Source organism: Paraburkholderia sp. RL17-381-BIF-C, assembly GCF_046026435.1.
In the GTDB taxonomy this organism is placed as follows: Bacteria; Pseudomonadota; Gammaproteobacteria; order Burkholderiales; family Burkholderiaceae; genus Paraburkholderia.
Genome location: NZ_JARESX010000061.1, coordinates 12,414 through 35,736 on the forward strand (window position 1 = coordinate 12,414; position 23,323 = coordinate 35,736).

22 protein-coding genes and 1 tRNA gene are annotated in these 23,323 nt (G+C 61.8%); 10 read left to right on the top strand and 13 right to left on the bottom strand.

The window, feature by feature from the left end; translation table 11 throughout:
- The first annotated feature begins 71 nt into the window (after nt 1-71).
- The 3 genes from tpx (at nt 72) to P0D70_RS27960 (ending at nt 2,108) form a co-directional block, all read left to right on the top strand.
- Nucleotides 72-572: a thiol peroxidase gene (gene tpx / locus P0D70_RS27950; protein ID WP_091799005.1), complete on the top strand. Its 501-nt coding sequence runs from the start codon at nt 72-74 to the stop codon at nt 570-572.
- Nucleotides 573-666: 94 nt separating this feature from the next.
- Complete coding sequence (locus P0D70_RS27955; RefSeq protein WP_408186845.1) at nt 667-1,605, top strand: carbohydrate kinase family protein; 939 nt, start codon at nt 667-669, stop codon at nt 1,603-1,605.
- A 26-nt stretch (nt 1,606-1,631) separates the two neighbouring features.
- The gene (locus P0D70_RS27960; RefSeq protein ID WP_091798999.1) at nt 1,632-2,108 is read left to right on the top strand and encodes an outer membrane lipoprotein; all 477 of its coding nucleotides are present in this window, start codon (nt 1,632-1,634) and stop codon (nt 2,106-2,108) included.
- Nucleotides 2,109-2,360: 252 nt separating this feature from the next.
- Here P0D70_RS27960 and P0D70_RS27965 read toward each other — a convergent pair whose 3' ends face one another.
- From P0D70_RS27965 to P0D70_RS27995, 7 genes are all read right to left on the bottom strand, one after another.
- Nucleotides 2,361-2,993, bottom strand: coding sequence for a histone H1-like repetitive region-containing protein (locus P0D70_RS27965; protein ID WP_408186857.1), 633 nt, complete (start codon nt 2,991-2,993; stop codon nt 2,361-2,363).
- Between the two features lie 30 nt (nt 2,994-3,023).
- The gene (locus tag P0D70_RS27970) at nt 3,024-3,350 is read right to left on the bottom strand and encodes a hypothetical protein (protein WP_091798993.1); all 327 of its coding nucleotides are present in this window, start codon (nt 3,348-3,350) and stop codon (nt 3,024-3,026) included.
- A gap of 86 nt (nt 3,351-3,436) precedes the next feature.
- A complete protein-coding gene (locus P0D70_RS27975) occupies nt 3,437-4,663 on the bottom strand; it encodes a ribonucleotide-diphosphate reductase subunit beta (RefSeq protein ID WP_091798990.1) in 1,227 nt (408 codons plus the stop codon).
- Nucleotides 4,664-5,394: 731 nt separating this feature from the next.
- Entirely contained in the window at nt 5,395-8,400 is a 3,006-nt protein-coding gene (locus P0D70_RS27980) for a ribonucleoside-diphosphate reductase subunit alpha (RefSeq protein WP_408186846.1), read from the bottom strand.
- Nucleotides 8,401-8,963: 563 nt separating this feature from the next.
- Entirely contained in the window at nt 8,964-9,560 is a 597-nt protein-coding gene (ampD, locus tag P0D70_RS27985) for a 1,6-anhydro-N-acetylmuramyl-L-alanine amidase AmpD (RefSeq protein ID WP_091798984.1), read from the bottom strand.
- Complete coding sequence (locus P0D70_RS27990; RefSeq protein ID WP_091798981.1) at nt 9,557-9,883, bottom strand: PP0621 family protein; 327 nt, start codon at nt 9,881-9,883, stop codon at nt 9,557-9,559. The genes ampD and P0D70_RS27990 overlap by 4 nt, the downstream gene beginning before the upstream one ends.
- 9 nt (nt 9,884-9,892) lie before the next feature.
- Nucleotides 9,893-10,822 carry a cytochrome C assembly family protein gene (locus P0D70_RS27995; protein WP_408186847.1) on the bottom strand — a complete coding sequence of 310 codons (930 nt, stop codon included), beginning with the start codon at nt 10,820-10,822 and terminating at the stop codon, nt 9,893-9,895.
- 81 nt (nt 10,823-10,903) lie between these two features.
- Here P0D70_RS27995 and ffh point away from each other — a divergent pair, with 81 nt between their 5' ends.
- On the top strand, nt 10,904-12,271 hold the full coding sequence (ffh, locus tag P0D70_RS28000; RefSeq protein ID WP_091798975.1) for a signal recognition particle protein: 1,368 nt from the start codon (nt 10,904-10,906) through the stop codon (nt 12,269-12,271).
- Nucleotides 12,272-12,383: 112 nt separating this feature from the next.
- Nucleotides 12,384-12,935, top strand: a complete 552-nt coding sequence (locus P0D70_RS28005; protein WP_091798973.1) for a hypoxanthine-guanine phosphoribosyltransferase — start codon at nt 12,384-12,386, stop codon at nt 12,933-12,935.
- 180 nt (nt 12,936-13,115) lie between these two features.
- On the opposite strand, the gene P0D70_RS28010 is transcribed toward P0D70_RS28005, so the two are convergent.
- Together P0D70_RS28010 and P0D70_RS28015 are read right to left on the bottom strand one after the other, a co-directional pair.
- Complete coding sequence (locus tag P0D70_RS28010; protein ID WP_408186848.1) at nt 13,116-13,715, bottom strand: MarC family protein; 600 nt, start codon at nt 13,713-13,715, stop codon at nt 13,116-13,118.
- Nucleotides 13,716-13,727: 12 nt separating this feature from the next.
- Nucleotides 13,728-15,464: a proline--tRNA ligase gene (locus tag P0D70_RS28015; RefSeq protein WP_408186849.1), complete on the bottom strand. Its 1,737-nt coding sequence runs from the start codon at nt 15,462-15,464 to the stop codon at nt 13,728-13,730.
- Between the two features lie 304 nt (nt 15,465-15,768).
- On the opposite strand from P0D70_RS28015, the gene P0D70_RS28020 reads away from it, so the two are divergent.
- Together P0D70_RS28020 and P0D70_RS28025 are read left to right on the top strand one after the other, a co-directional pair.
- Entirely contained in the window at nt 15,769-16,509 is a 741-nt protein-coding gene (locus P0D70_RS28020) for an RNA pyrophosphohydrolase (RefSeq protein ID WP_408186850.1), read from the top strand.
- Between the two features lie 77 nt (nt 16,510-16,586).
- On the top strand, nt 16,587-17,144 hold the full coding sequence (locus tag P0D70_RS28025; protein WP_091798956.1) for a CNP1-like family protein: 558 nt from the start codon (nt 16,587-16,589) through the stop codon (nt 17,142-17,144).
- A 130-nt stretch (nt 17,145-17,274) separates the two neighbouring features.
- Here P0D70_RS28025 and proB read toward each other — a convergent pair whose 3' ends face one another.
- The 4 genes from proB to rplU form a co-directional block, all read right to left on the bottom strand.
- Nucleotides 17,275-18,393, bottom strand: a complete 1,119-nt coding sequence (gene proB, locus P0D70_RS28030) for a glutamate 5-kinase (RefSeq protein WP_091798953.1) — start codon at nt 18,391-18,393, stop codon at nt 17,275-17,277.
- 69 nt (nt 18,394-18,462) lie between these two features.
- Nucleotides 18,463-19,584 (bottom strand): Obg family GTPase CgtA, encoded by a 1,122-nt coding sequence (gene cgtA / locus P0D70_RS28035; RefSeq protein ID WP_408186851.1) that lies wholly within the window; start codon nt 19,582-19,584, stop codon nt 18,463-18,465.
- Nucleotides 19,585-19,819: 235 nt separating this feature from the next.
- Complete coding sequence (rpmA, locus tag P0D70_RS28040; RefSeq protein ID WP_007180330.1) at nt 19,820-20,083, bottom strand: 50S ribosomal protein L27; 264 nt, start codon at nt 20,081-20,083, stop codon at nt 19,820-19,822.
- A gap of 25 nt (nt 20,084-20,108) precedes the next feature.
- The gene (gene rplU, locus P0D70_RS28045) at nt 20,109-20,420 is read right to left on the bottom strand and encodes a 50S ribosomal protein L21 (protein ID WP_007180329.1); all 312 of its coding nucleotides are present in this window, start codon (nt 20,418-20,420) and stop codon (nt 20,109-20,111) included.
- A 239-nt stretch (nt 20,421-20,659) separates the two neighbouring features.
- Between rplU and P0D70_RS28050 the strand changes: the two genes are divergently transcribed.
- The 3 genes from P0D70_RS28050 (at nt 20,660) to P0D70_RS28060 (ending at nt 23,286) form a co-directional block, all read left to right on the top strand.
- A complete protein-coding gene (locus P0D70_RS28050) occupies nt 20,660-21,652 on the top strand; it encodes a polyprenyl synthetase family protein (RefSeq protein WP_011489900.1) in 993 nt (330 codons plus the stop codon).
- A 48-nt stretch (nt 21,653-21,700) separates the two neighbouring features.
- A tRNA-Pro gene (locus tag P0D70_RS28055) sits at nt 21,701-21,777 on the top strand.
- 210 nt (nt 21,778-21,987) lie between these two features.
- Nucleotides 21,988-23,286, top strand: coding sequence for an HlyC/CorC family transporter (locus P0D70_RS28060; RefSeq protein WP_177205063.1), 1,299 nt, complete (start codon nt 21,988-21,990; stop codon nt 23,284-23,286).
- The last annotated feature ends 37 nt before the right edge of the window (nt 23,287-23,323 follow it).

Sequence of the window (23,323 nt, forward strand, 5' to 3'; positions counted from 1 at the left end):
CATTCTTGCGTGCCCGGCACCGACCGGGTACGTCCACCGTCATTACTGACGAATTTTCGGAGCACAACAACATGAGTCAAGTCACGCTGGGTGGCAACCCGATTGAAGTAGCCGGCACGTTCCCGTCGGTCGGCCAGGCCGCTCCCGCTTTCTCGCTGGTCGGCAAGGATCTGAAGCCGGTGTCGCTGGCCGATTTCGCCGGCAAGCGCAAAGTGCTGAACATCGTCCCGAGCCTCGACACGCCGACCTGCGCCACCTCGACCCGCAAGTTCAACGAAGCCGCCGCCAAGCTGACCAACACGTCGGTGATCGTCGTGTCGGGCGATTTGCCGTTCGCCGCATCGCGCTTTTGCACGACCGAAGGCATTGAGAACGTCGTCACGGCATCCACGTTCCGTGGCCATGAGTTCGCGCAAGCCTACGGCGTCGACGTGACGAGCGGCCCGCTGACCGGCCTGACGGCTCGCGCCGTGGTGGTGATCGACGAGAACGACAAGGTCGTTCACGCTGAACTGGTCGGCGAAATCAAGAACGAACCGAACTACGACGCAGCACTCGCCGCGCTGAAGTAAACCCTTCGCGTACGAACTCCGGCGCCGCGCTTCATGCGCGGCGCTGTCGCATCGACGCTCCCTTTTCCTTTATCGTTTTTACAGGACGCTCGCCTTGGCTACGCTCATTTGCGGCTCGCTCGCCTACGACAACATCATGACTTTCGAAGGCCGCTTCCGGGAGCACATCCTACCGGAGCAGGTCCACATCCTGAATGTGAGCTTTCTCGTGCCGACCATGCGCCGCGAGTTCGGCGGCTGTGCGGGCAACATCGCCTACTCGCTGCATCTGCTCGGCGGCGACGCGCGCATCATGGGCACGCTGGGCTCGGTCGACGCGCAACTCTATATGGACCGGTTCAAGCAACTCGGCCTGTCGACGGAAAGCGTGCTCGTGGTGCCGGACACCTATTCCGCTCAGGCGATGATCACCACGGATCTGGAAAACAATCAGATCACCGCGTTCCACCCCGGCGCGATGATGCAGTCGCATCTGAACCGGGCCGATCAGGCCAGCGGCATCACGCTCGGTATCGTCGCACCCGACGGCTACGACGGCATGATCCAGCATTCGGAGCATCTGGCGGCCGCGGGCGTGCCGTTCATCTTCGATCCGGGCCAAGGTTTGCCGCTCTTCGACGGCGAGTCGCTGCGACGCATGATTGAACTCGCTACGTATGTAGCGGTCAATGACTACGAAGCCAAACTGGTCAGCAACAAAACGGGTTGGTCGATCGAAGAAATCGCCGGCAAGGTCGAGGCGCTGATCGTCACGCTCGGCGAGCAAGGCGCGCAGATCCATCACGCGGGCGGCGTCGAAGACATTCCGGCGGTCAAGGCACGGCAAGTGCTCGATCCCACAGGCTGCGGCGACGCATTCCGCGGCGGCCTGCTGTACGGCATCGAGAACAAGCTTGGCTGGGCCACCACCGGCCGTCTCGCGAGTCTGATGGGTGCGCTGAAGATCGAACACCAGGGCCCGCAAAACTACGCGCCCAGCCGGGCGGAGATCAACGAGCGGTTCAAGCAGGCGTTCGGATACGACCTGCCGTAATACCGAGAGCTATTGGAGTTTAGGGAATGAGAACAACGAGTCGCCTGATAGTGGCCGCCTTGATCGCCGGTTCGCTTGCCATGTCGGGCTGTGCGTACAACAGCAGTTCCGCGGACGTGTACACGGCGTCGCAGGCACAGCGGGAAGAAACGGTCCGCATGGGTACGGTCGACAGCGTGCGCGCGGTGAAGATCAGTTCGAACAACGGTCAGCCGAGCGGTATCGGCGCGATCGGCGGCGGCGCGCTGGGTGCGGTGGCCGGCAGCAGGATCGGCGGTGGCACCGGCGCGATCGTCACGGGCATCATCGGCGGTCTCGCGGGCGCGATAGCCGGCAACTCGATCGAGAACGGCGTGGCTGTGCACGATGGCCTCGAGATCACCGTGCGGCTCGACAACGGCGACATCCGTGCCATTACCCAAAGCGCCACGGGCGAGATCTTCCGCGCCGGCGAGCGCGTGCGGCTGCTCTCCAGCGGTGGCGTCACGCGCGTCACCCACTAGGTTTCCCCTCTCGCGCGGCGAGGCTTTACGCCGCCGCGGCGACCTCACACGCATGCCCTCCCCTGTGCATGCGTTTTTTTTCGCCTGCGGATTTTGAAGCGCTTCTCGTAGCCGGCGCCTTCACCGGGGCAAAAAAAATCCCGTCGCCAGAAACCCGGCAACGGGACCCTGACCGAGTAGCGCTTGGTCATGCTGCTGAAGCGCTACTCGATCATCGACACACGATACGACGTGCCGAAGTACTTCTACGGCTTACGGACGGCTGCCCGTCGGGAACGGCCATGCCGCTGCCGGGTTCAGCGCGGTCTTCACCGTCGCCGCCGGTGCGCTCGAGACAGAAGTCGCAGCGGGTGCAGGAGCCGCCTTCTTGGCGACAGCCTTCTTCGCAGGGGCAGCCTTCTTGGCAGGAGCAGCGGCCTTCTTCGCGGCAGCCTTCTTGGCAGGCGCAGCCTTTTTAGCGGCAGCCTTTTTCGCGGGCGCAGCCTTTTTCGCAGCAGCCTTTTTCGCAGGCGCAGCCTTCTTGGCAGCAGCCTTCTTAGCCGGTGCAGCCTTCTTCGCTGCAGCCTTCTTGGCCGGTGCTGCTTTCTTTGCTGCAACCTTCTTCACTGCGGCTTTCTTAGCCGGCGCTGCCTTCTTGGCCGGCGCCTTCTTCGCTGCAACCTTCTTAGCCGCAACCTTCTTCACAGCGACTTTCTTGGCGGCGACCTTCTTGGCCGGCGCAGCTTTCTTCGCTGCAACCTTCTTAGCCGGTGCTGCCTTCTTCGCTGCAACCTTCTTCACTGCGACTTTCTTTGCAGCGACTTTCTTTGCCGGTGCGGCCTTCTTAGCCGGAGCAGCCTTCTTTGCTGCGGGCTTCTTAGCAGCCGCTTTCTTGATAGTTGCCATCATTTTCTCCTTCAGGTTTTCAGATGAGAGTCAGTTCAAACTACACCCTTCGTCAAAACCCGCTTCCCGCGGACGCTTCTCAGGGCGCGCGCTACGAAGCGGGCTATTCATCGGCGTACGCAGGTGCTGCGCGCTTACGCTAATGAATGCGGTAAGGCGCGCCGTGCCACAAGGCACCGCGCGCCAGATCTGATCGGCGTTGATACTCAACGCCGGCAATTGCTTGATCGAGCCGCCGGCGATCGCGCCAGCGGCTTTTTCCGGGGGGAAGTTTGCCCATCCCACTGAAGGGTTCGCAAAGTGCCTGTCATAGTTGTGGGCCGCGAAGGCACGCGGCGCACCGGGCATGCTTTGCATCAGGCGGTTCTGCTCCTAGCCAAAATTGCCGCGGCCCAAGCCAACGGCATCCCCATCAAAGAATGCATCTGCAGCACGAACCCGGATCACTCCCAGGTCAGCGCGCCGCCAGTCTGATATTCGATCACTCGCGTCTCGAAGAAGTTGCGTTCCTTCTTCAGGTCGATCATCTCGCTCATCCACGGGAACGGGTTTTCCTCGTTCGGGTACAGCGGATCGAGACCGATCTGCTGGCAACGGCGGTTGCAGATGAAGCGCAGGTAGCTCTTGAACATCGACGCATTGAGGCCAAGCACCCCGCGCGGCATCGTGTCTTCCGCGTAACGATATTCGAGTTCGACTGCCTGCTGGAAGATCTCGCGGATTTCCGCGCGGAATTCAGCCGTCCAGAGTTGCGGGTTTTCGAGTTTGATCTGGTTGATCAGGTCGATGCCGAAGTTGCAGTGCATCGACTCGTCGCGCAGGATGTACTGGTACTGTTCCGCCGCGCCGGTCATCTTGTTCTGGCGACCCAGCGCCAGGATCTGGGTAAAGCCGACGTAGAAGAACAGGCCTTCCATCACACAGGCGAACACGATCAGCGAGCGCAGCAGCGTCTGGTCTGCCTCGAGCGTGCCGGTCTTGAAGGCCGGATCGGTCAGCACGTGGATGTACGGAATCAGGAATTCGTCTTTCGCGCGGATCGAGGAGACCTCGTGATACGCGTTGAAGATTTCGCCTTCGTCGAGGCCCAGCGATTCGACGATGTACTGGTAGGCGTGCGTGTGGATCGCCTCTTCGAACGCCTGGCGCAGCAGGAACTGGCGGCATTCGGGCGCCGTGATGTGGCGGTAGGTGCCCAGCACGATATTGTTGGCGGCGAGGGAATCGGCCGTCACGAAGAAGCCCAGGTTGCGCTTGACGATGCGGCGCTCGTCTTCGGTCAGACCGTTCGGGTCTTTCCAGAGGGCGATGTCGCGCGACATGTTCACTTCTTGCGGCATCCAGTGGTTGGCACAACCAGCCAGATACTTTTCCCAAGCCCACTTGTATTTGAACGGCACCAACTGATTGACGTCGGTCTGGCCGTTGATGATGCGCTTGTCGGCGACGTTGACTCGCGCTTCCGAAACGGCAGCCGTTCCGGTAGCAGCATGAGCGACGGGAGCGACAGCAATGTCGTTCGCGAATACGTCTTGAGCCGAGGGAGCATGAGGAGCGGAACGCGTTCCGACTTGCGAACCGACAGCCGATCCCGCAGCGTTGCGCAACACATTCTGTTGCGTAGCGCTCGAGGGAGTTACGGCAGTGATCTCGTCATCCCAGTTGAGCATAAATGTCACCATCAATTTAGAACGGTTTGTACCATCTTTTCACGAGCGATAAAAGAGTTCGCTGATGAAAAATCCTGTTTTCGATTCGCGTTGCTACGTTCATACAACACTTTGTTCAACAGAGTGTGTGCGTCACCTCATGTGAAGCGTGTTGAACGAGTGTCGTCGAGGTGCTTCGCGAGCTCGAAGAGCAACGTGTCGATGCGACGTTTCGCTGCTCTATCTATCTGTATTGCGGAGCGTGCTTGTAGCGTCTTGCGATTGCTGGCTGCTCACTTGCGTGGCTCGTCGCGTTACTCGTCGCGGTGATCCGCGCTTGCCCTGCGTGTGCTTCGCATGTGCCTCGCATCTGCTGCTTCGTCAGTGCTGGCGAGGTGAAGTTCAATGCCATGTCGAGCGATGCATCGGGCCGGCTGCGTTGATCGACCCATCGATCGAAGCGTTTGCTGCGCGCACTGTGTCGCGCGCTTCGTCTGGTGCTGCCGACTGCTGACTGCCGATTGACCGCGTCACGATGGCCGGGTCACGATGACCGCGTCACGGCTTCAGTGACCTGCGCTGCTTCGCTGCGTTGCGATGAGCGGCGCGCTTCCTGTTTCACTCGCTGCGCCGCTCATCTACTTCACTTCCACTTCACTTCTACTTCTCTTCCATCTGCTTCGCTGCTCGCTGCATGCGGGTCATTACCTACTACCCGTCAGCAAGCAGCGATCCTGCTGCTTGCCCGCTACTTACTGACAAGCTTCGCACTCGTCGAAGCCAGGGTCGCCCGGACGCATCATGCACACCGGACCATCCGCTTCCGGCGCTGCTTCAACCGCGACTGCTGGCGTGGCCGCTGCAGCCTGAAAGCCACCTGCGGCACCGCCAGCCGCGCCGTTGTTCGCACCGAAACCACCTGCCGCGCCGCCCGCTGCACCACCCGAACCTTCGCCGCCGCCCGAACTCACCGCGTTCAGCGCGCCGTGCGCCACCGTCGACTTCTCGACGTGGGTCGCCGCCATCGTGCGGAGGTAGTAGGTCGTCTTCAGGCCACGCACCCAGGCGAGCTTGTAGATCTCGTCGAGCTTCTTACCCGACGCGCCGCCCATGTAGATGTTCAGCGACTGCGCCTGGTCGATCCACTTCTGACGACGCGACGCTGCTTCGACCAGCCACTTCGGATCGACTTCGAACGCGGTGGCGTAGATCGCGCGCAGGTCGGCCGGAATACGGTCGATGCGCGAGAGCGTGCCGTCAAAGTACTTCAGGTCGGCGACCATCACTTCGTCCCACAGACCGCGCGCCTTCAGGTCGCGCACCAGGTAGTCGTTGACCACCGTGAATTCGCCCGACAGATTCGACTTCACATACAGGTTCTGGAAGGTCGGTTCGATGCAGGCCGACACGCCGATGATGTTCGAGATCGTCGCCGTCGGCGCGATCGCGACGCAGTTCGAGTTGCGCATGCCGTACTGGGCGATGCGCGAACGCAGTTCGGTCCAGTCCATCGACTCGCTCGAATCGACTTCGACATAACCGCCGCGCGCTTGCTCCAGCAGCTTCACCGAGTCTTGCGGGAGGATGCCGCGATCCCACAGCGAGCCACGGTAGCTCGAGTAACGGCCACGTTCCTGCGCCAGTTCCGTCGACGCGTAGTAAGCGTAGTAGCAAACCGCTTCCATCGACGTGTCCGCGAACTTGACCGCTTCTTCCGACGCGTACGGCGTGCGCAGCAGATGCAGGCAGTCCTGGAAGCCCATGATGCCCATGCCGACCGGACGGTGCTTCAGGTTCGAGTTACGTGCCTTGGCGACCGCGTAGTAGTTGATGTCGATCACGTTGTCGAGCATGCGCATCGCCACGCTGACGGTGCGCTTGAGCTTGTCGTGGTCGAGCACGAGCGTGCCGTCGGCCTGTTCCTTCAGGTGGGCGACGAGGTTCACGGAGCCCAGGTTGCAGACGGCGATTTCGGCGTCGCTGGTGTTGAGCGTGATTTCCGTGCACAGGTTCGACGAGTGGACGACGCCGACGTGCTGTTGCGGCGAGCGCACATTGCACGGATCCTTGAACGTGATCCACGGGTGGCCGGTTTCGAACAGCATGCCCAGCATCTTGCGCCACAGTTGCGCCGCCGGGATCTTCTTGAACAGCTTGATCTCGCCGCGCGCGACCTTGTCTTCGTAAGCCGTGTAAGCCGTTTCGAACTCGGCGCCGAACTTGTCGTGCAGGTCCGGGCAGGTGGACGGCGAGAACAGCGTCCAGTCGCCGCCTTCCATCACGCGCTTCATGAACAGGTCGGGAATCCAGTTCGCCGTGTTCATGTCGTGCGTGCGACGACGGTCGTCGCCGGTGTTCTTGCGCAGCTCGAGGAATTCCTCGATGTCCAGGTGCCACGTTTCCAGGTACGCGCACACCGCGCCCTTGCGCTTGCCGCCCTGGTTCACGGCGACTGCCGTGTCGTTGACCACCTTCAGGAACGGCACGACGCCTTGCGACTTGCCGTTGGTGCCCTTGATGTGCGAACCCAAAGCACGCACGCGCGTCCAGTCGTTGCCCAGACCGCCGGCGAACTTCGACAGCAGCGCGTTTTCCTTCAGTGCTTCGTAGATGCCGTCGAGGTCGTCGTCGACCGTGGTCAGGTAGCACGACGACAGTTGCGAGCGGCGGGTGCCCGAGTTGAACAGCGTGGGCGTGGACGACATGAAGTCGAAGCTCGACAGCACGTTGTAAAACTCGATCGCGCGCGCTTCACGGTCGATCTCGTTGAGCGACAGACCCATCGCGACACGCATAAAGAATGCCTGCGGCATTTCGATGCGCACACCGTCGTGATGCAGGAAGTAGCGGTCGTACAGCGTTTGCAGACCGAGGTAGCCGAATTGCAGGTCGCGGTTGTTGTCGAGTGCTGCGCCGAGGCGCTTCAGGTCGAACTGCAGCAGCTTGTCGTCGAGCAGCTCGGCTTGCACGCCGCGCTTGATGAACTGCGGGAAATATTCGGCGTAACGCTCACCCATTTCCGTTTGCGTGACTTCCTCTTCGAGGATCTCGCGGCGAATGGTGTGCAGCAGGATGCGGGCGGTGACCTGGCTGTAAGCCGGGTCCTTTTCGATCATGGTACGGGCAGCCAGGATGGCCGAGTCGTAGACCTGGCTCATCGGCACGCCGTCGTACAGATTCTTGACCGTTTCCGCGATGATCGGATCGGCGCTCACGGCGTCGCCCAGGTTCGAGCAAGCCAGTTCGATGACACCGCGCAGCGCAGCCAGATCGAGCGGACGCGTCACGCCGTTGTCCGTGACGTTCAGGCCCGGCGCGCTGGCGGCCACCTGGTCGTCATGGCCGCGAGCCTGCGTGCGTTTCTCGCGATACAGCACGTACGCACGTGCGACGTTGTGTTCGCCGCCGCGCATCAGCGCGAGTTCGACCTGATCCTGAATGTCTTCGATATGGAACGTGCCGCCGTTCGGGCGGCTGCGCACGAGTGCGCGCACCACGTTCTGCGTGAGTTGTTCGACCAGCTCGCGCACACGCGCCGACGCGGCGCCTTGACCACCGTTGACGGCCAGAAATGCCTTCGTCACGGCGATGGCGATTTTCGACGGTTCGAACGACACGACGCTGCCGTTACGACGGATCACCTTGTAGTCGGCGAAGGTCGCTTGCGGCGCGAGCGCTTGTGCGCCTTGTGCCTGGCCGAAGGCCTGGCCAGTCGGTGAGCCCTCATACCGGGTCGTCACGTTGTCGGTGGTTTGCATGTGCAAAGCTCCTGGTCCTGGAAATGTTGCGGGAAGATCCGCGGATTAAAACGAACGCTGCGCCGCCGCGTGCGCAAGCGATGGGGTGCAGGAAAAAGGCCGGCTAAGCCGGGTGGCGGGATGCGACAGCGATGAAGCCTGATTCGAATTGATAACGGTCTTCGTCGTGTGTGTCGCGATCACTGGCTGAGCCCTTTTCCTGAATGTTTTCTGGATGCCGCCGGTGGTCAATCCGGCCGCGCCACAGGAATTTTTTTCGCTGCCTGGAATGCTTGCGGCGCCATGCTCGGGAGCGGGGCGCCGCTGACTTATACACTCGGTTATGCACTCAGTTATTCACACGGTTATGCACAGCTGAACACAAGATGTAGTGCAGAACCGAATTTCTGGCACCAAGTATAGTGGAGATTCGAGACAGGTCAAATCGTTTTATTTGCTTTCGAAGTCTTGACTTTTGGATAGCGCAACGCGAACAAGGCGCGCAGCCGACTCCCCGGAGAACAAGGCAGCGCCTTGCTCTCGTCGCATCACGCGAAGTCACGCGAAGAGTTGCGAAAGGGTCGTTACGGCGTTTTGGAAAACTTGAGATAGGGGAAATACTGAGCACTGAGCGAGGTGTCGCGCTGCAGACGCAGCCACTCGAAATGCGGCCCTGGATCGGTCTTGCGACCGGGAGCGATATCCGAGTGACCGGCGAGCGCCTCGACCGGATAGCGCGCCTTGAGCGCGTTCACAAGCGCGCCGAGCGTGCGGTATTGCGCCGCTTCGAAAGGCGTGGTGTCACTGCCTTCCAACTCGATACCGATCGAGAAATCATTGCAACGCTCGCGGCCGAAAAAATTCGACGGACCGGCGTGCCACGCGCGCTCGTTGCATGACACGAACTGCTCGAGCGCGCCGTCGCGATGAATCACGAAATGCGCCGACACCCGCACGCCGCGCAGGTGCGAGTCGTAGTACGGGTGAGCGTCGCAATCGAGCGTGTTGAGGAACAGTTCGGCAATCGCGGTGCCACCGAACTCGTTGGGCGGCAGGCTGATGTTGTGGACGACGATCAGCGTCGGCACGGCCCCTTCAGGTCGTGCTTCGAAATTCGGCGATGGCAGTTTGCGTGCGGCAGCGACCCAACCGTCGGCATCGACGGTGAACTCGACGCTCATCGAGCGTCGCGGCCCGTAGGTCGTGCGCCGTGACGCTGCGCGTGCGCGGCGCTGCAGAACGGCTGCCCCGCCACCACCACGGAATCGCTTTTCGGCGCGTGCACGCCGCATTCGACGCAACGGATCATCGGCTCGGCGAGTTGCGCCGGCGCGGGAGCGGACGCGCGCGCGCCGCCGTTCGAACCGTTCGGGCCTTTCGCACCCGCGGCGCCACTGGCGCCGGTACCGCTGCGTTGAGACGCCTGCGCGTCATGACGACGTAGCGCCTTCACCAGCCACTGGCCGACAATGAACAACAGGATCAACAGAAATATTTGTCGCATGGGACACGCTCACACTACAGCACGGTGCAACAGCACCTCGAAAACAAAACGGCTGCCGACGTACGCCAGCAACAGCGCGACGAACGACGCCAGCACCCAGCGCAATGCCGCACGGCCGCGCCAGCCGGAAACCTTGCGCGCGGTCAGCAGCGCGCCGAACATCACCCAGGAAAGAATCGCGAACACGGTCTTGTGATCGAGTTGCAACGCACGGTCGACCAGTTGCTCGCTGAACAGAATGCCTGACACGAGCGTGAGCGTCAGCAGGACAAAACCCGCGCCGATCAGCCGGAACAGCAGTTTCTCCAGCGTGAGGAGCGGCGGCAGCGTATCGAGCCAGCTCGATAGCCAGCCGTTGCCCGCCGCGGCCGTATGCCGCTGCGCAACGCCACCGCGCATGGCATGCAGACGCCGCTCGACCAGCAGCATCAGAACAGCGTGCAGCGCCGCGATCGCGAACAGGCCATACGCAATATTGGCGATCAGAAAATGCAGCTTGAACATCGGCGCGGCGGAATACGGCAGCACGCGCACGCCGTTGAACGCCAGCGGCAACAAGGAAGCGATGCAGGCGAGCGGCAAGACCAGCAGGCGCAGACCGTCTAGCGGAAAGAAAAAACTCTCGATCCAGTAGATGCCGGCGCCGAGCCAGAACATGGCCGACAGCGCGAACGCGAAACCGAACACCATCGCGTTCTGAGGAAAGATGGTGGTATGCAGCAGTACGCCGTGAGCGAGCAGCGCCACGAACAGCAGCGCGCGGCCCGAGCCGCTCATGCCCGAAGCGGCCGGCGGTGCCGGCAGAGGCGCCGCGGCGGCCGGCACCGCCGGCACGCTTTCGAGCATGGGGCGCACGGCGGCGTGCCGGTGCGAGCGCCAGCCGGCCACGGCTAAACCGCCGTAGAGGAGCGCAGTGAGGGCATACAGTACAATATCCATATTCGAAGTTTACACTAGGCCCCTACTCCGCGACGTCTTCCGCTTCGCGCGCTGCCCGGGCCGCACTGTTCATCGCTCCCCATGCTCGACAATCTGACTCAACGGATGGCGCGCGTCGTCAAGACGCTGCGCGGCGAAGCCCGGCTCACCGAGGCGAACACCCAGGAAATGCTGCGCGAGGTGCGTCTTGCGCTGCTCGAGGCCGACGTGGCGCTGCCCGTCGTGCGCGAGTTCATCGCCAAGGTGAAGGAAAAGGCGCTCGGCGAGGAAGTCATCAGCAGCCTGTCGCCCGGCCAGGCGCTGGTTGGCGTGGTGCAGCGCGAGCTGACCGCGATAATCGGCGGCGACTACGAAGGCAAGGCAGTCGAACTCAACCTCGCTGTCACGCCGCCGGCCGTCATCCTGATGGCGGGCCTGCAAGGCGCCGGTAAGACGACCACCGTCGGCAAGCTCGCCAAGCTGCTGCGCGAGAAGTACAAGAAGAAAGTACTGACCGTGTCGTGCGACGTTTACCGCCCTGCCGCTATCGCGCAGCTGAAGACGGTGACCGAGCAGGTCGGCGCGGATTTCTTCCCGTCCGAGCCGGATCAGAAGCCGGTCGACATCGCGCGCGCCGCCGTGGACTGGGCCAAGCGCCACTATCACGACGTGCTGCTGGTCGACACGGCCGGCCGTCTCGGTATCGACGAAGCGATGATGAAGGAAATCACCGCGCTGCACACCGAGCTGAAGCCGGCGGAAACGCTGTTCGTAGTCGACGCGATGCTCGGCCAGGACGCGGTGAACACCGCCAAGGCCTTTAGCGACGCGCTGCCGCTCACCGGCGTGGTCCTCACCAAGCTCGACGGCGACTCGCGCGGTGGCGCGGCGCTCTCGGTGCGTCACGTCACGGGCAAGCCGATCAAGTTCGTCGGCGTCGCGGAAAAGCTCGACGGCCTCGAAGTCTTCTACCCGGACCGCATGGCGAACCGGATTCTCGGCATGGGCGACATTCTCGCCCTCGTCGAAGAAGCACAACGCGGCGTGGACGTGCAGGCCGCGCAGAAGCTCGCCGACAAGGTCAAGAAAGGCGGCGACTTCGATCTGAACGATTTCCGCGCGCAACTCACGCAAATGAAGGGCATGGGCGGCCTGTCGTCGCTGATGGACAAATTGCCCGCGCAATTCCAGCAGGCGGCCGCCGGCGCCGACATGGGCCAGGCCGAAAAGCAGATGCGTCGCATGGAAGGCATCATCAATTCCATGACGCCGCTGGAGCGCGCGAAGCCCGATCTGATCAAGGCCACGCGCAAACGCCGCATTGCCGCGGGCGCGGGCGTGCAGGTGCAGGAAGTCAACCGCATGCTGAATCAGTACGACCAGATGCGCACCATGATGAAAAAGCTCAAGGGCGGCAATCTGCAAAAGATGATGCGCGGGATGAAGGGCATGTTGCCCGGCATGCGCTAAGCTTTAGCAAGACGGCGGCGCGCGGCTGACTTCAGCTTGTGCGGGTTTGCTCTGTACCGCGCGCCGCCGATCTCACTCACACTATGTATACAGTTACCGCCCGTCAGACGTCATGAACCGCGAAGAAGCCCTCCACATTTTTAGCCACTCCGAAGAAATCGTTTCGGCCGAAGACGTCAACGCGTCGATCAGCGGTATGGCGGCCGCCATCCGCGACGAGATGAGCGAGGACTTTCCGCTCGTGCTGTCGGTCATGGGCGGCGCGGCGGTGTTCACCGGCATGCTGTTGCCGCACCTCGATTTCCCGCTCGAGTTCGACTACATCCATCTGACCCGTTACCGCAACACCACCAAAGGCGGCAACGAGATGCAATGGCGCGTGGCGCCGGCGGAGTCGGTGAAGGATCGCGTCGTGCTGGTACTCGACGATATTCTCGACGAAGGCGAGACGATGGCCGCGATCCGCGACCGTATCCTCGCCATGGGCGCGAAGCGCTTCCTGAGCGCGGTGCTGTGCGAGAAGATCATTCCGAAGGCCAAGCCGCTGCGCCCGGATTATTGCGGGTTCGAAGTGCCTGACCGTTATGTGTTCGGTTGCGGGATGGATGCGAAGGGTTACTGGCGTAACCTGCCCACGATTCGTGCGCTGACAGAAGGCGCGTAAGTTGCCTGATTTTCTCGCCGCCGCGAGGTGTATCGCGGCGTGACGAGGAGACGAAGAAGCGGCCCTCACGGGGCCGCTTTTTTTTCATGGGAGATCGCGGGGCTTTGCGCTGCGCTGTCCGCGTTGTGTTGCGCCAAGAGTTGCGACGCGCGGATCACCTCGCGCGACAGCGAGCGCCTTTCACAGTTGATGCACGAATGACCGGATACCTCCGAGCATCATCTCAACTGAAATCGCCACCAGCACGAGGCCCATCAAGCGTTCGAAGGCCATCATGGCACGCTCGCCGAGCCACGCCTGAATGCGCTCCGCCAGCATTAGCACGATCGCGCAGACGACCATCGTGACGGTTAGCGCGCCAATCCACTCGAACATCTTGCCGGGCGCCTGAGATGTCAGCAGCATCACGGTGGCAAGCGCCGACGGTCCCGCGAGCGCCGGAATGGCGAGCGGCACGATCAGCGGCTCTCCGCCACGCGTGTCGCCGCCGAATGGACCATCCGGATGCGGAAACACCATTCTGAGCGCAATGAGGAACAGCACGATCCCGCCACCGATACGCAGCGACTGGTCGGTCAGGCTCATCATGCGCAGAAAGCCGTCGCCGACCACCATGAAGATCAGCAGGATCGCAAAGGCGATCGCCACCTCGCGGAGAATGACGATCGTGCGCCGCTTCGGCGACACCCCGCGCAGACAACTGATAAAGAGCGGAATGTTGCCGAGCGGATCCGTGATCAGAATCAGCAGGATGGTCGCGGACAGGAAGGTGTACTCCACCGTCCGCTCCGCTTAGCTCGCCAACGCTGCGCGAACCTTCGCGATCACCGCTTGCGCGGCCTCTTCGACCGGCAGCAGCGTCGCCTCGGCGTCGCGGCGGCCCTGGTATTCGAGCTTGCCGTCCTTGAGGCCACGGTCGCCGATCACGAGACGATGCGGCACGCCGATCAGCTCCCAGTCCGCAAACATCACGCCGGGGCGCTCCCCACGGTCGTCGAGAATCACGTCGATGCCCGCTTCGACCAGCGTTGCGTACAGCTTGTCGGCCGCTTCGCGCACGGCTTCGCTGCGGTCATACCCCATCGGGCACAGCACGACTTCGAACGGCGCGATCGATTCCGGCCAGATGATGCCCTTGTCGTCGAAATTCTGTTCGATCGCCGCGCCCAGAATACGCGTGATACCGATGCCGTAGCAGCCCATTTCCATCGGCCGCGGCTTGCCGGTTTCGTCGAGGCACGTTGCGTTCATGGCTTCGGAATACTTGGTGCCGAGCTGGAACACGTGGCCCACTTCAATTCCGCGGCAGATGTCGATCACGCCCTTGCCGTCCGGCGACGGGTCGCCCTTTTTCACGTTGCGAATGTCGGCGACGACCGGTTCCGGCAGATCGCGGCCCCAGTTCACACCGGTGGTGTGGTAATCCACCTCGTTCGAGCCGACCACGAAGTCGCTCATGTTCGCGACCGTGCGATCCGCCACGACCTTCACCGGCTTCTTCGTGTTGATAGGACCGAGGTAACCCGGCGGCGTGCCAAACGTTTCGATGATCTCAGCCTCGGTCGCCATGCGGAAGTCGGCCAGACCCGGCAGCTTGCTCGCCTTGATCTCGTTCAGATCGTGGTCGCCGCGCAGCATCAACAACCAGATGGTCGGCTCGGAGCCGTCGTTTTCAGTGGCGAGGATGATCGACTTGATCGTGCGCTCGAGCGGAATGTTCAGCAACTCGGCCACCGCTTCGCACTTCGCCTTGCCCGGCGTGGCGGTCTTCTTCAGCTCCTCGGCCGGCGCCGCGCGTTCCGCGTAGAGCGGCAGCGCTTCAGCCGCCTCGACGTTCGCGGCGAATTCGGAGGTCGGGCAATAGGCGATCGCGTCTTCACCCGTCTCGGCGATCACGTGAAATTCGTGCGAACCGCTGCCGCCGATCGATCCGTTGTCCGCCGCCACCGCGCGGAAGTCGAGGCCGAGGCGCGTGAAGATGCGCACGTACGCGTCGTACATCTTGCGATACGACTCGCGCAGACCTTCGATGTCCTTGTCGAACGAGTACGCGTCTTTCATGATGAACTCACGGCCGCGCATCACGCCGAAACGCGGACGGATCTCGTCGCGGAACTTTGTCTGGACCTGATAGAAGTTCACCGGCAACTGGCGATAGCTCTTGATCTGATTGCGCGCGATGTCCGTGACCACTTCCTCGTGGGTCGGCCCCAGCACGAAGTCGCCTTGCCTGCGATCCTTGAAGCGCAGCAGCTCGGGACCGTATTTTTCCCAGCGGCCCGATTCCTGCCACAGCTCGGCCGGCTGCACCGACGGCATCAACAACTCGATCGCGCCTGCCCGATTCATTTCTTCGCGCACAATGGCTTCCACCTTGCGGATCGAGCGCAGGCCGACCGGCAGGTAGTTATAGATACCGCCGGCGACACGCCGGATCATGCCGGCGCGCACCATGAGCTTGTGGCTGACGATCTCTGCGTCGGCGGGAGCTTCTTTCAGGGTACCGATAAAGAAACGGGAAGCTTTCATTCAGATTTTCCAAAAGCGGCGGCTCCGGAGGGACCGCCCGAAAGGTGAAAACGGTGGGGGAATCGGCACAGACCCGGCTCAGAGCCGGCACGGTTCGCCTGACATCGGCACACGCGCTACCCGAGCGCGATGCCGAAGCCGCCGCGCAAAGCCTTTGCACAAGGGATAAGGCACGGAAAGACTGTCAGGCTACCGCAAACGCGGGCCTTTTGCGGCGAATCGTTCCATTCTGGTGCGAATCGGTGCGTCGGGTCCGTTATCTGTTTATAATCAAAGCAATTTTAAAGGATTCGAAGGTGGTTGTATGCTGGATCGTGAAGGCTTTCGCCCGAACGTCGGCATCATCCTCTTGAACGCGCACAACGAGGTGTTTTGGGGCAAACGGCTCCGTGAACATTCCTGGCAGTTTCCGCAAGGGGGCATCAAGTACGGAGAGACCCCCGTGCAAGCGATGTATCGGGAGTTACACGAAGAAACCGGGCTGCTTCCTGAGCACGTCAAGGTGATCGGTCGCACGCGCGACTGGTTGCGTTACGAGGTGCCTGACAAGTTCATCAAGCGCGAAGTACGCGGTCATTACCGCGGCCAGAAACAAATCTGGTTTTTGCTCCGGATGGTTGGACGCGACTGCGACATCTGCTTGCGCGCCACCGACCACCCTGAGTTCGATGCATGGCGCTGGAACGAGTACTGGGTGCCGCTCGACTGTGTGATCGAGTTCAAGCGGGATGTATATCAGTTGGCGCTGACGGAGCTATCCCGTTTCATGCGCCGGGCTGCGCCGCGTGCGGAAAAACCTGGCGGGCACCATGGGCCGCGTTATCCCCGGATAGCGTCGTCAATGGAAAGTCCGCCGGATTCCACGGTAATGACGGTGACTTCTGTGACCACCGTCAGTATCGAAACATCGGTTCACGTAGCGATCGCGTCCGATTGCGGTCCGGGTTCCGGGGCAACGGCGGAAGTAGGCGCTGCGCCGGAACACGAAGACGAATCGGCAGGCGAAACGGCCGGCTCGTTGTTCCGCCCGGGCGTGCGCAATTAACAACTCTGTGCGGCTGTCCACGCCGCCTCTCCCTGGCGCGGCTCGTCGAGCCGCGCCAGTGCTTCGAGGAAATCATATTGAAAGCACTTGCTCTCGTCGTGGCGTGCGTCGCCACCGGCGCCCTGCTGGCTGGCTGTTCGAGCGCCGGCAAACCTACCAATAAAGACGACAGCGCGTTCACGTATTTGCTGGACCGCCAAGGCAACTGGGTAGAGAACAAGGTGGACACGCTCCCCCCGCTGCCGCAAGACTCGAATCTGCTGCCTTTCGAAGTCTCCGGCAATACGCCGTTGCAGTTCGCGGTCGACCGGAATTCGCTCAGCGTCGGAACGGACGGAGTGGTTCGCTTTACCGTCGTCGTGGCAAGCCCGAGCGGCGCTCGTAACGTAATCTACGAAGGGATTCGCTGCGACACGTATGAGTGGCGCCAGTATGCGGGCCTGAATTCGGATCACGACGGCTGGGACACGACGGTCGCGAACGATTTCACGCGCATCGAGAACGGCGCGCTGAACGCCTATCAGGCGGCGCTGTATCAGGATTATCTGTGCGCGAACAAGATGCCGATGGGGAATGCGAAGTCGATTCTGGAGAACATCCGGTACAAGCGTACGGCGAGTTCGTTGATTCACTGAGGCGCTTTGCTGAGCGCGCTTTGAATTTGAGCGCGCTTAAGTCGTAGACAAGAACAAGCCGCTCCAGCTTCCGCTGGAACGGCTTTTTTGTTTGCCGTGCTTGTGTGTGCGCCCTGCGCCGGTTACTAACTTAGACCAGCACCAGGTTGTCGCGATGAATTAGCTCCGGCTCCAGCATATAGCCGAGCACCGACTCGATTTCGCCACTCGGACGACGTTGAATCAGCTTGGTTTCAGCGCTGCTGTAGTTCGTCAGGCCACGCGCGACTTCACGCCCCGCAGCGCTCAGACAAGCAATCACCTCACCGCGCGCAAACGCGCCCTGAACGCCGACGATACCAATGGGCAGCAGGCTCTTGCCGCCTTCGGTCAGTTTTTCGACCGCGCCGTCGTCGATCACGACATGGCCGCGCACTTGCAGGTGATCCGCCATCCATTGCTTGCGCGCCGCCATCCGTGCGGTGCGCGCGATCAACTGCGTGCCGATCGCCTCGCCTGAGGCCAGCCGTGACAGCACGTCCGCTTCGCGCCCGCTTGCGATGACGGTATTTGCGCCACTGTGGGCCGCGCGCTTGGCGGCGAGAATCTTGGTCAGCATGCCGCCGCGCCCCAGACTCGAGCCCGCGCCGCCCGCCATTGCTTCGAGTTCCGGCGCGCCGGCATCGGCCTGCTGGACGAGCGTGGCGGCCGGATCCTTGCGCGGGTCGGCGGTGAACAGCCCTTGCTGATCGGTGAGGATGACGAGCGCATCGCCCTCGATCAGGTTCGCGACGAGCGCGCCTAACGTGTCGTTGTCGCCGAATTTGATTTCGTCGGTGACGACCGTGTCGTTCTCGTTGATGATCGGCACCACACCCAATCGCAGAAGCGTGAGCAGCGTGGAGCGTGCGTTCAGATAGCGTTCGCGGTCGGCCAGGTCGGCGTGAGTCAGCAGAATCTGCGCGGTCTGGATGGAATGCTCGGCAAAGCGGCTTTCGTAGACCTGCGCGAGGCCCATCTGCCCGACGGCCGCGGCCGCTTGCAGTTCGTCGATCTCGCGCGGCCTTTTGGTCCAGCCGAGCCGTTGCATTCCTTCGGCGATGGCACCCGAACTGACGAGCACCACTTCCTTGCCTTGCGCGCGCAGGGCGGCAATCTGTGCGGCCCAGCGGCCGATAGCAGCATGATCGAGGCCGCGCCCGTCATTCGTGACGAGGCTCGAACCGACTTTCACTACCAATCGCCGTGAATCTGCGATGACGGAACGCATTGTGCGCGGTCTCCAAGATGACGCGTGATGCAGACCGGCAGCCCGTTCGGGCGCCGGCGCTCGAGCTTCTTATTCCTGCGGGTCGATGCTGGCGTCGTCCGCCGCGGCCGGGGCTTCCGGCTTGTCGCGGAAACGTACGTCGGCGGCGAGATCTTCGGCTTCAGCCGCGCGCTGCGCGTCCGAATGCGCGGCGATGTGGTCGAACACCGCATAGCAAAGGTTTTCACAACCCTGCCCGGTCAACGCCGAGATTTCGAACACCGGACCGTCCCAACCGAAGCCTTCGAGGAATGCCGACACACGCGCTTCGCGCTCGTCTTCCGGCACCATATCCAGCTTGTTCAATACCAGCCAGCGCGGCTTTTCATACAGCAACTCGTCGTACTTGCGCAGTTCGTTGACGATCGCCTTGGCTTCCGCGACCGGATCGACCGATTCGTCGAACGGTGCGAGGTCGACGATGTGCAGCAACAAGCCCGTGCGCTGCAAGTGACGCAGGAACTGATGGCCAAGGCCCGCGCCTTCCGCCGCGCCTTCGATCAAGCCAGGAATGTCCGCAATAACGAAGCTGCGGCTCGGTCCGACACGCACCACGCCGAGATTCGGCGCGAGCGTCGTGAACGGATAATCGGCGATCTTCGGCCTTGCGTTCGACACCGACGAGATAAAAGTCGACTTGCCGGCGTTCGGCATGCCGAGCAGACCGACGTCCGCCAGCACCTTCAATTCGAGGCGCACCATTCGGCGTTCGCCCGGCTTGCCGTCTGTCTTCTGACGCGGCGCGCGGTTCGTGCTGGACTTGAAATGCAGGTTGCCGAGACCGCCCGCGCCGCCCTGAGCAATCTGCACGCTCTGGTTGTGCTCGGTCAGATCGGCGATCAACTCGCCGGTCTCCATGTCGGTGATCGTGGTGCCGACCGGCATGCGCAGCGTAATGTCGTCGCCGCCCTTGCCGTAGCAGTCCGCGCCGCGGCCGTTTTCGCCGTTGCGCGCCAGGTGTTTCTTCGCGTAGCGATAGTCGATCAGCGTGTTGATGTTGCGGTCCGCGACCGCGATCACGCTGCCGCCCCGCCCGCCGTCGCCGCCATCCGGGCCGCCGAACGGAACGAATTTCTCGCGGCGCATCGACGCGCTGCCATCCCCTCCGTCGCCGGCGATGACTTCAATCCTCGCTTCGTCAATGAACTTCATGCGTAACTCCGTCCCGTGGTGTGCTGCCAGATAGTGCTGCTAAATTTGGTTGCTACTGGATGATGCTATTTTGCCGCGCCCGCCGGGCGCTGATCAATCAGCCGAACAGCATAGGCGCGCGGCATGAGCGCATGCAATCACGCCCATCTCGTCCGGCAAAAGCCGCCGGAATAAAAAAAGCCCCGCTAACTTCGCGGGGCCTTTTTCCGGTCCTGAAGCCCGTGCCTGAGTAAACTCAGACTGCTGCCGGGACGACGTTGACCATGTGCTTCTTCGCTGCGCCCTTCGTCGAGAAATTGACGTGGCCGTCCGTCAGCGCGAACAAGGTGTGATCCTTGCCGATACCGACGTTTTCGCCCGGGTGCATACGCGTGCCACGTTGACGAACGATGATGCCGCCAGCGTTGATAGCCTGACCGCCGTAGACCTTCACGCCAAGGCGTTTCGATTCGGAGTCGCGGCCGTTGCGGGATGATCCGCCTGCCTTTTTGTGTGCCATTTGATTTGCTCCTTAACCGGTGCGCTTACGCGTTGATCGCGTCGATGCGCAGTTCGGTATAGTTCTGGCGGTGGCCGCCATGCTTCTGGTAGTGCTTCCGGCGACGCATCTTGAAGATGGTCACTTTTGCGTGACGACCTTGCGACACGACGGTAGCCTTGACGGAAGCCCCACTGACCAGCGGCGTACCGAACTTAATCGATTCGCCTTCGCCCACTGCGAGAACCTGGTCGAGCGTGATTTCAGCGTCAATGTCTGCCGGTATCTGTTCTACTTTAAGTTTTTCGCCGACGGCAACTTTATACTGCTTGCCACCGGTTTTTATGACCGCGTACATTGAGAACCTCACTCTGTGTTCATTTTTCCCACGCACCGCGCGCGGAAACCCGTGATTATACATAGAGTTAGCTGCTCGGTCAAAACTCATTGAGCGCCGCCGCGCCGAGCGCCCGGCGCCTTGCCGCACGCCCCGGCGCGCGGCTCTGCCACAGCCCCGGAACGCGCCGCGCCGCAGCCTGCGACCCGGAACTGTCGCGATTCGCCTTATAATTCGCGGCACTACCCAAATCAGCCATCATGTCGTCGACTGCCACCCCCTCCTCCAACGCCGCCAGCCTGCTAGCTCCGATCGCCGAAGACATGCAGCAGGTGAATCGCGTCATTCGGCACCGTCTTGCGTCCGACGTGATGCTGATCAACCAGATTTCCGAGTACATCATCAGTGCCGGCGGCAAGCGGCTGCGGCCCGCGCTGCTGTTGCTGGTGGCCGGCGCGCTGGGTGAAACCACGGGGCACCGGCACGAACTGGCGGCGGTCGTCGAATTCATCCATACGGCTACGCTGCTGCACGATGACGTGGTCGACGAATCCGACCTGCGGCGCGGTCGCCAGACCGCCAACGCGCTGTTCGGCAACGCGGCGAGCGTACTGGTGGGCGATTTCCTGTATTCGCGCTCGTTCCAGATGATGGTCGGCGTGGGCAAGATGCGCGTCATGGAAATTCTGTCCGAGGCGACCAACATCATCTCCGAAGGCGAAGTGCTGCAACTCCTCAACATGCACGACGCCGACGTGGACGAAGCCCGCTACATGCAGGTGATCCGCTACAAGACCGCCAAGCTGTTCGAGGCAGCCGCCCAACTCGGCGCCGTGCTGGCCGGCTCGGACGCGAAAACCGAAGCGGCCGCGGCGGAATTCGGCCGGCGCATCGGCACCGCGTTCCAGATCATGGACGACTGGCTCGACTACACGGGCACGGCGGAATCAATGGGCAAGAACGCCGGCGACGACCTTCGCGAAGGCAAACCCACGCTTCCGTTGATCTATCTGATCGAACGCGGCACACCGGAACAATCGGCGCTCGCGCGGGAAGCAATCGAACAAGGCGGCACGGACCGGTTCGACACCATTTTCGAGGCAATCACGCGTTCCGGCGCGCTGGATCACACGCTCGAATGCGCGAAGCAGGAAGCCCAGGCAGCCGCCGCAGCAATTTCTTCGTTTCCTGATTCCATTTTCAAAGATAGCCTGCTAGAATTATGTTCTTACTCGACGGCAAGACAGTCTTGAACGAGACTGAAACGCTGACTTAGTCTGAATCGAGTTCGCAGTACAAATCGGGGTGTAGCTTAGCCTGGTAGAGCGCTACGTTCGGGACGTAGAGGCCGGAGGTTCGAATCCTCTCACCCCGACCAGATTCGCCTTGTTAGTTCAAGGCTCAAAAAACCGCCCAGCTTGCTCGGCGGTTTTTTGTTTTGGGTCGCGCATATTGCTTCGCTTCACAACCGCGCTTGCCCTGCAGCGCCACTACCGCCGCCAGTCCTGTCTTCAGCCGCCAAGCCCGGCGGCTCGCGCAAGTCCCTCTGCTATATTCTCTCCATCCTTTCCCCTATCCTTCACGACGCGTGGAACAACTTCCCTTATGGGCGCAGATCGGCGCCGTCTTTCTGCTGCTCATCTGCTCGAGTTTCTTTTCGAGTTCCGAAACGGCCATGATGGCGATCAATCGCCATCGCCTGAAACATCTTGCCAACCAGAATGCGCTCGGCGCAAAGACCACTCAGGGTCTGCTCGCTCACACCGATCAACTGCTAAGCGTCGTGCTGATCGGCAACAACCTCTTCAATACGATCATTCCGGTGCTCACCACCTCGATCGCGCTGCACACGTTCGGACGTAACAACCTGGTGCTGTCGATCGCGACCGGGATCGTCGCGTTTCTGATCATCGTGTTCGCGGAGATCACGCCGAAGATCATCGGCGCGACGTTCCCGGAAAAGGTCGCCCTGCCGGCCAGCCTGCTGATCGCGCCGATGATGCGCGTCGCCAAACCGCTCGTCTGGTTCGTCAATCTGTTCGCGAACGGCATCTTGCGCGTGTTGCACATCAATACGAAAGGCGGCCACGATCAGCGGCTGTCCACCGAAGAACTGCGCACCATCGTCCTCGAGTCCGGCAGCTTCATGCCGACCAAGCACCGCAGCATTCTGCTCAACCTGTTCGATCTCGAAAACATTTCCGTCGACGACGTGATGATCCCGCGCCGCCGTATCGAGGCACTCGACTTCGACGCGCCGTTCGAACAGATCCTGCATCAGCTGGAAACCTGCTATCACAACAAGCTGATCGTCTATCAAGGCGATATCGACCGGGTGCTCGGCGTGCTGCACGTACGCAAGACGCTGGCGGCGCTGCACAACCAGGAACTCGAGCGCGAGACGCTGCGCGAATTGCTGGCCGAACCTTACTTCGTGCCGAGCGGCACACCGGTGTTCCAGCAGCTGCAATACTTCCAGGAGAGCCGTCATCGCACGGCGCTGGTCGTCAACGAATACGGCGAGTTGCAGGGCCTCGTCACGCCGGAAGACATCATCGAGGAACTGATCGGTGAATTCACCACGTCGATTCCGCGGAGCGCCAATTCGCGCGGTGGCTGGAACGAGAACGGCGAATGCATCGTGGCAGGCAGCATGCCGCTACGCGAGTTGAACCGCTGGCTACATCTCACGTTGCCCACCGACGGGCCGAAAACGCTCAATGGCCTGATCCTCGAAATTCTCGAAGACATTCCCGACGGCGACGTGTGCGTGCAGATCGGCGAAGTCAAACTCGAAGTCATGCGCAGCGACGATCAGGCGATTCGCACCGTCAAGCTGTTCAGGCCGCCGGTGCGCGCAAAAACCGGCAAGGTGTTGCGCGGCTGAGCGACATTGCGCGACGGTCTGAGCGACACAGCCAGAT